Genomic DNA, 8,025 nt, shown 5'->3' with positions numbered 1-8,025 from the left:
AGGTTGTGAAAGCAAAAAGTGCAAATTCCCTGTAGTGCGCGCGCATGCACGTGCGTGAGGAGGTGCAATCTAAGACTAGAAGAGCAAACTTCCTACGATGAACACAAGAAGATAGAACCAAGCAACTTCAAGCATAATTTTAGCAAATAACAAGAGAAAAAGTCACAAAGAGGAGAAGAATGCACGGATTTCAACACGATGATGCAGGAATCTGAAAATAATTTGGTATATTTGCAGGCTGATAAGTATATCTTGGTGAAGACTCTAGACACGAAGGTGAGAAAAATCGCGTCAACAGGTAAATAGCCCATTCTTATCACTCCCTACAGTGGAAATCAAATAACAATAAAATAAACCTCAATTCAAATGCAAAACAAAGGATTTGTCAAAGTAATCGCCGGATTGCTTGCCCTTATCTGCGTCTACTATTTGAGTTTCAGCTTCGTAACTAACCATTACGAGAATAAAGCTGAAGCGATGGGCGTAGAAGCTGGCAAAGCATACCTCGACTCTTTACGTCAAAGCGACGAGGGTGTATGGCTGGGACAAAGTTACAAGAAGTGCGAAGCACTCCAAATCGGCTTAGGTCTCGACCTCAAGGGCGGTATGAACGTGATTCTCGAAGTGTCCGTGCCCGACGTGGTGAAGAACCTCGCTGGCAGCGGTACTGAAGACCCCAAAGTGAAGAAGATTCTTGCTGAAGCACAAGCTGAAGCTGCTAAGTCTTCTGACAACTTCCTCGATGTCTTCGTGAGCAAGTACCAAAAGGAAGTAGGTGCCAACCAACTCGGCGGCCTCTTCTCTCTTCGACTTAAAGAAGATGGTATCACACCTAGCAGCACAGACGCACAAGTGAAGGCTGCACTCGAGAAGGAAATTAAGGCTGCAGTGAGCAACTCATACCAAGTGGTACAACAACGTATCGACCGCTTCGGTGTGGCTCAGCCCAACATCCAAATCCTCGAAGGCCGTGGTCAAATGGGTCAAATCATGGTAGAAATGCCTGGTATCAAGGAACCCGAGCGCGTGCGTAAGCTCCTCCAAGGTAGTGCAAACCTCGAATTCTGGGAAACTTACACCCTTGGCGAAGTTCAGGGTGCACTCCAAGCTCTCGACACTCGTTTGGCACAGATTAACTCTGGCAAAACTTCTACAGACTCTGCCCAAGTGGACAGTACAAAAGCCGACACTAAGGCTGCTGACGCTAAGGTGAAAGATGCTTTGGCATCGCTCAAGGGCGGCAACACCCAAGGCAAAAAGGCTGATGCTATGGGCAAGGAAGATGCAGCTCGCGCACAAATGCTCAAGCAACATCCCCTCCTCGCTGTTATGCAACTTGGTCATCCTAAATCTGCAATCGTAGGTTATGTGCGCGCCACAGACACTGCTGCAGTGAACAAGGCTATCCATTCAGAGGTAGCAAAGGAAATCCTTCCTGCTGACCTCAACCTTGCTTGGGGGGTAAACGCAGAAAAGGGTGTTTATGAACTCTATGCACTTCGTCGCAACAATGGCGGTGCCGTACTTGCTGGTGAAGTAGTAGAAAACGCAAAGGACGACTTCGACCAATACCACAAGCCTGTGGTTTCCATGACCATGACACCGGAAGGTGCTCGCGAATGGGCTACTGTGACTCGCAACAACCTCCAGAAGGCTGTGGCTATCGTGCTTGATGGCGTGGTGTATAGCGCACCAGCCATCAAAAACGAAATCAACGGTGGTCAGTCACAAATCAGCGGTAATTTCACTACTCAACAAACCCAAGACTTGGCTAACGTGCTCAAGAGTGGTAAGATGCCTGCTCCCACCAACATCGTTCAAGAAGAAACTGTAGGACCTAGCCTCGGTGCTGCGTCTATCCAAGCTGGTTTCACAGCCTGCGTAGTGGCATTTGTGCTCTTGATGGTCTTCATGTGCGCTTTCTATGGCGTAATTCCTGGTATGGTCGCTAACATGGCGCTCATCCTCAACTTCTTCTTCACCTTCGGTGTGCTCACCTCCTTCCAAGCTGCACTCACATTGAGCGGACTTGCGGGTATGGTGCTCTCGCTCGGTATGGCGGTCGATGCTAACGTATTGATTTACGAGCGTACAAAGGAAGAACTCCGTGCAGGTAAGAACATCAAGCAAGCGCTTGCTGATGGTTACGGCAACGCATTCTCTGCGATTTTCGACTCTAACCTCACGTCTATCATCACTGCGATTATCCTCTACAACTTCGGTACAGGTCCTATCCGTGGCTTCGCTTTGACCCTCGCCATCGGTATCGTAGCCTCATTCTTCACCGCTGTTTGGCTCACTCGCATTGCTTACGAACACTTCCTTGACAAAGACAAGTGGCTCGGCCTCACCTTCACCACTGGCCTCTCTAAGAAGTTCCTCACCAACACCAATTTCGGTTTCATGAAGATGGCTTCTAAGACGAACATCCTCGTGGGTATCCTCGTGATTGGTGGTGCAGTTTCATTGGCTACTCGCGGTCTCCAACAAGGCATTGACTTTACGGGTGGTCGCAACTTCGTAGTTGAATTTGAGCATAAGGCCAATCCCGAACAGGTGAAGAAGGCTGTAGAAGACGAAATTGCCAAGACAGGTCAAACAGGTACGGTAGGTGTTCTTTCTATCGTAACCACTCAGAACCCTGCTCTCCGCATTTCTACTTCTTACAAGATTGACCAAAACGATGAAAAGGTAGACCAAGAGGTTGAACAACTCATCTGGCGCGCGCTCCACAACAACAAGTTGGTGAACGCAGACTACGCAACCTTCAAGGATCGCGACAACCGCAAGGGTGGCTCTATCATCTCTGCACAAAAGGTTGGTCCTAGCGTAGCAGCAGATCTCACGCGTGGTGCAATCATCAGTGTGATTCTCTCGCTCATCGCCATCTTCATCTACATCCTCTTCCGCTTCCGCAGTGTTGCCTTCTCTGTAGGTGCTATCGTAGCTTTGGCCATCGACACCTTCATCATCATTGGCATCTACTCGGCATGCTGGGGCTTCCTGCCCTTCTCATTGGAAGTAGACCAGACGTTTATCGGTGCTATCCTCACCGTAATTGGTTATTCGATTAACGACAAGGTGGTAGTATTTGACCGTATCCGCGAAAATATCGGTCTCTACCCCACTCGCGAACCCGAACGTCTCTTCAATGACTCTATCAACAACACGCTCACGCGTACGATTATGACTTCACTCACCACACTCTTGGTGCTCCTCTGCATCTTCTTCCTCGGTGGTGACGCCATCCGCTCGTTCTCGTTTGCTATGATCCTCGGTGTTATCGTCGGCACACTCTCTTCTATCTTTATGGCTGCTCCTATCGCTTACAAGATCTATGGCAACCGTCAAGCTAAGAAGGCTGCAAAAGCATAACACTTCATTTAGGTTCTCTGTCTAGAACAGACTTCAAGCACAGAGAAATCCCTATATCTCCTCCTTCTCTCCCACTCCTCCTACACGAGGGGTGGGAGATTTTCTGTTTTCACTGCATATATCCCTTTTAGAATAGTGCTTGCCCCATCAAATAGCCCATACCTTTCGAAGTACGCTGCGTTATGTTAAAAAGACAGTTATAGGGTTGCAGTCCCCACATAATTTGTAATTTTGCAGCAAATTACCCTCATTCGACCCTTTTCTCTACATGGAGAGAGGTAAACCCTGCATTCCGCCCTACAATGAGCAAGCGAAAACCACGTAACAACGGACGATTTAGCTACATCACTGCGGGCATCAGCACCACATTAGTGCTGGTACTCGTCGGTACTGTTGTATTCTTTGGCACCATGGCCGATAACCTTAGTCGCGCCTTGCGTGAGAACTTCACCGTCGAGGTGCTGCTCTCAGATAGTATCAACCACGATCAAGCCTACGATTTGCAAACGTCGCTCAAACGACAACCTTACACACGCAGCGTTTCCTATATCTCTAAAGAAAAGGCTACAAAACTGCAAAGTGAAGCTCTAAACATCGACCCCAACGAGTTCCTAGGTTATAGTCCCATACCGGCTTCCTTTGAGCTTCATCTCAAAGCAGAATATGCCGATGCCGATTCGCTCAAAAAGTTTATGCCCAAATTACAAGCTGACGAACGCGTGGTGGACGTGGTGTATCCCGAAGATTTGATGCAAAACATCAACAGCAATATCAACAAAGTAAGCATGGTATTACTGGTGGTGGCAGCCTTGTTGGGATTTGTAAGCCTAGCTCTCATCAACAACACTTTGCGAATGAGCATTGCCAAACGCCGCCACTCCATTCAAATCATGAAACTCGTGGGAGCTAAATGGAGCTTCATCCGTCGTCCCTTCCTATGGAAGGCCTTCAACATTGGGCTTTGGGCTGGGCTTGCTGCCGACATCCTGCTATATGGGGGCATGTATGGCCTCATGATGTGGGATAAAGAAATCTCCGCGCTCATCACTCCTCCCGTGATTTTGGTGACACTCGTGAGTGTGCCTTTGATAGGCATCATTCTCACCGTGATTAGTGCCTTCTTCTCGGTAAATAAGCACCTTGGCATGAGTCGTCACGAGGCCTATCTCTATTAGAAGCTCGCTATAAACGGCAAACTAGAGACTAGCCGCTCACGAAATTAAGCCTTGCTGGGTGAAAGTTCTAACATCTACTGCTGGATTTCATCATAAAAGTCGAGGTCCTCATGCATATCCTGCGTGAATCGTATCACCGACTACTGACTTCAATATCCATTCTCTTCAACTCTGCTAAATTCTGCGCTATGCAAAAGAAACAGCAATTCGCATTTTCGGCCATCAATTTTTATCTTTTGGCCGTGGCTATCGTCACTGTCCTCATTGGTTTTGTACTGATGAGTGGAAAGGGTAGCACCGACACTCACTTTGATCCCACGATTTTTGACAGCATGCGCACAGTCGTTGCACCGCTCATCTGTTTTGTGGGTTATCTTTTCATGATCATCGCTATCCTTTATCGACCCAAAGAAAAAAAGGAAGTAGAGGTTTCAGCTGATAACCGCAAAGACAAAACTGAGAAAGCGGAAATAATTGCTACACTTCGCGCAGATACCCCTCTCAAAGCATCCACTTGCTCTACAACTTCTGGTGAAGCATGAATCTCATAGACCTCATTATCATCGCAATTGTCGAAGGGCTCACTGAATTTCTCCCCGTAAGCTCCACAGGTCACATGATGATTGCAGAAGGACTATTAGGAGTGGAAATGAGCACCTTTGTCAAATCCTTCACAGTTATCATTCAGTTGGGAGCGATTCTTGCAGTAGTCGTACTCTATTGGCGCAAGTTTTTCTATCCATCGGCTGATGCCCTCGGAGGAAAAGGCTCTACACAAAGTGCATCTGGTCATATCCAACAAGGGGGGGCTAGTTTTGCGCAATGGTGGTCACGCATATGGCCGTTCTACCTCAAACTCATTGTTGGCGTATTGCCTGCTGTTGCAGTAGGATTGACCCTGAAAGACGTAATAGACAAGAACCTAGAGAGCGTCACGATGGTGGCTGTGATGCTCATCGTTGGAGGAGTGTTCATGCTTTTCTGCGATCAGCTCTTTGCTCCCAAAGACAAAGCGGCAGTAGAAGCCCAAGCCAAGATTCCCGTGACCTATCGTCGCGCTTTCATGATTGGCCTTTATCAGTGCATTGCAGCGGTGCTTCCTGGCACTTCTCGCTCCATGGCGACCATCGTGGGCGGTATGCAACAAAAGCTCACCCGAAAGATGGCTGCTGAGTTCTCCTTCTTCTTAGCTGTCCCCACCATGTTTGGGGCTGCCGTCAAGGAGGTTTATGACCTCATGAAGCATGGCGCAGACATCACACTCTCTGACGGCACTGTACAACATCTCACCGGCACACAAATGCTCACGGCCGATGGCAACCTCACTACCCTCCTTTTAGGCAGCCTCATCGCCTTTATCGTAGCTCTGATGGCGGTGAAGTACTTTATCCACTACATTGCACGCTATGGTTTCCGTGCTTTTGGATGGTATCGCATCGTAGTCGGTGCTGTAATCTTAGTTTTACCCACCTTGGGAGTCGAACTCAAAGTCGAACACGAAGCCAGTTCATCAGCTCCTCAAACAGAAATCACAGCACAATCTCGCACTGACCATCACTCTCAACGCGCATTCCCCTCTCAACAAAACACTAAAACTGCAACGCAACGCCCTGCATGAACTTTTTAACTGGACAAATCCTCACCTTCGACAAGCCACTTGGGCTGACTTCTTTTCAACTGGTTGCTAAAGTGCGCTGGTTGCTCACCCGCGCCATGGGTGGAGTGAAAATAAAAGTCGGACATGCAGGTACTCTCGATCCTCTTGCCTCTGGCGTGATGGTGGTTTGCACTGGACGTGCTACCAAACAAATCGACACGTTGCAAGCAGGAGTTAAGGAGTACATCGCAACGCTGCGCTTAGGAGCTACCACCCCTAGTTTTGATCTTGAGCATCCCATAGACTACACCTATGCTACTTGCCATATAGACCACCAATTAGTGGAAACACAACTCAAGAAGTTCATCGGCGACATTTGGCAAACTCCCCCCGCTTTCTCCGCCGTAAAGGTAGACGGCAAGCGCGCTTACGACTTGGCACGCAAAGGTAAGGAAGTGGAACTCAAACCGAAGCTCTTACGGATTGACGAACTCGAACTCTTAGATTGCGCACTAGCAGGTGCAGACAAGTTTTTGACCATCCGTGTAGTGTGTTCTAAGGGCACCTACATCCGCGCTTTGGCACGAGACATCGGCGAAGCCCTCGGCAGTGGTGCACATCTCACCTCGCTTCGACGCACACGCGTGGGTGACTTCCGCGTGGAAGACTGCATGCAACTCGACGATTTCGAAGGTTGGCTAGCACAGCAAACCATAGAAACCGAACTTCCTCAATAAAATTCTTCATCAAGAAGTGCACACACTTCCCACAGCTGTGACGAAAGTGCCGCACCTCTCATCCCCCAATTATATCTCACTTATGAAACTGTCTCAATTCAAGTATAAGCTCCCTCAAGAGAAGATTGCAGAATACCCTGCTCCCCATCGCGATGACTGCCGTATGCTGGTGCTCCATCGCAAGACAGGCGAAATTGAACACCGTGAGTTCAAAGATTTCTTGGAGTATTTCGATGAAGAAGATGTCTTCGTATTCAACGATACTAAGGTCTTCCCTGCTCGCCTCTACGGCAACAAGGAGAAGACTGGTGCACGCATCGAAGTGTTCCTTCTGCGCGAACTCAACCGCGACCTTCGCCTTTGGGATGTCCTCGTAGATCCAGCTCGTAAAATCCGTATTGGCAACAAGCTCTACTTTGGAGAAGACAACTCCATCGTGGCCGAGGTTATCGACAACACCACAAGCCGCGGCCGTACCTTGCGCTTCCTCTACGATGGCGATCACGATGAGTTCCGCCAACAACTCTATGCGCTTGGCGAAGCTCCCATTCCTCATGAAATCATCAAACGCCCTTCCGAACCAGAAGATTTGGAACGTTTCCAATGCATCTTCGCCAAACACGAAGGGGCTGTCACCGCTCCCACCGCAGGTTTGCACTTCAGCAAGAACATGATGAAGCGCATGGAGATCAAAGGCATTGAATCTGCTTTCATCACCCTCCACTGTGGCTTGGGCAACTTCACCCAAACCGACGTGGAAGACCTCACCAAACACAAGATGTACAGCGAGCAAATGTTCGTGCGCAAAGAGTGCTGTGAGATGGTCAATACCGCAAAAGAGAAGGGACATAAGATTTGCGCCGTAGGAACTACCGTGCAGCGTGCCCTCGAAGCCAGTGTGAGCACAGAAGGTCGCATCAAAGAATTTGAAGGCTGGACGAGCAAGTTTATCTTCCCTCCCTACGAATTCTCGGTAGCTGATGCAATGTTCTCCAACTTCCACATGCCTGAGTCCACACTCCTCATGCTCACTGCAGCCTTTGGTGGCTACGAACACGTGATGAATGCCTACGAAGTGGCTTTGAAAGAAGGCTATCGCTTCGGCACATTCGGCGACGTAATGCTCATTGTTGATTAAAAC

6 protein-coding genes are annotated in these 8,025 nt (G+C 48.7%); all 6 read left to right on the top strand.

Annotated features, from left to right (window positions below; all coding sequences use genetic code 11):
• The first annotated feature begins 366 nt into the window (after positions 1-366).
• The 6 genes from secDF to queA all read left to right on the top strand — a co-directional run bounded on the left by secDF (position 367) and on the right by queA (position 8,022).
• A complete protein-coding gene (secDF, locus tag HMPREF9999_RS03430) occupies positions 367-3,375 on the top strand; it encodes a protein translocase subunit SecDF (protein ID WP_009436961.1) in 3,009 nt (1,002 codons plus the stop codon).
• A 302-nt stretch (positions 3,376-3,677) separates the two neighbouring features.
• Positions 3,678-4,550 (top strand): cell division protein FtsX, encoded by an 873-nt coding sequence (locus HMPREF9999_RS03425; RefSeq protein ID WP_009436960.1) that lies wholly within the window; start codon positions 3,678-3,680, stop codon positions 4,548-4,550.
• Between the two features lie 188 nt (positions 4,551-4,738).
• On the top strand, positions 4,739-5,092 hold the full coding sequence (locus HMPREF9999_RS03420; RefSeq protein ID WP_009436959.1) for a DUF3098 domain-containing protein: 354 nt from the start codon (positions 4,739-4,741) through the stop codon (positions 5,090-5,092).
• Positions 5,089-6,168, top strand: coding sequence for an undecaprenyl-diphosphate phosphatase (locus HMPREF9999_RS03415; RefSeq protein WP_009436958.1), 1,080 nt, complete (start codon positions 5,089-5,091; stop codon positions 6,166-6,168). The genes HMPREF9999_RS03420 and HMPREF9999_RS03415 overlap by 4 nt, the downstream gene beginning before the upstream one ends.
• On the top strand, positions 6,165-6,884 hold the full coding sequence (gene truB, locus HMPREF9999_RS03410) for a tRNA pseudouridine(55) synthase TruB (protein WP_009436957.1): 720 nt from the start codon (positions 6,165-6,167) through the stop codon (positions 6,882-6,884). The genes HMPREF9999_RS03415 and truB overlap by 4 nt, the downstream gene beginning before the upstream one ends.
• An 82-nt stretch (positions 6,885-6,966) precedes the next feature.
• Positions 6,967-8,022, top strand: coding sequence for a tRNA preQ1(34) S-adenosylmethionine ribosyltransferase-isomerase QueA (gene queA / locus HMPREF9999_RS03405; RefSeq protein ID WP_044063026.1), 1,056 nt, complete (start codon positions 6,967-6,969; stop codon positions 8,020-8,022).
• Positions 8,023-8,025: the final 3 nt, after the last annotated feature.

It is taken from the genome of Alloprevotella sp. oral taxon 473 str. F0040, assembly GCF_000318095.2.
Lineage (GTDB): Bacteria > Bacteroidota > Bacteroidia > Bacteroidales > Bacteroidaceae > Alloprevotella.
The sequence above is the reverse complement of the archived record's forward strand: the minus strand, read 5'-3'. Positions and strand labels throughout refer to the sequence as shown.

Coding starts and splice junctions, on each gene's coding strand:
- secDF (WP_009436961.1), top strand. CDS start 367: ATGCAAAACAAAGGATTTGTCAAAGTAATCGCCGGATTGCTTGCCCTT.
- HMPREF9999_RS03425 (WP_009436960.1), top strand. CDS start 3,678: ATGAGCAAGCGAAAACCACGTAACAACGGACGATTTAGCTACATCACT.
- HMPREF9999_RS03420 (WP_009436959.1), top strand. CDS start 4,739: ATGCAAAAGAAACAGCAATTCGCATTTTCGGCCATCAATTTTTATCTT.
- HMPREF9999_RS03415 (WP_009436958.1), top strand. CDS start 5,089: ATGAATCTCATAGACCTCATTATCATCGCAATTGTCGAAGGGCTCACT.
- truB (WP_009436957.1), top strand. CDS start 6,165: ATGAACTTTTTAACTGGACAAATCCTCACCTTCGACAAGCCACTTGGG.
- queA (WP_044063026.1), top strand. CDS start 6,967: ATGAAACTGTCTCAATTCAAGTATAAGCTCCCTCAAGAGAAGATTGCA.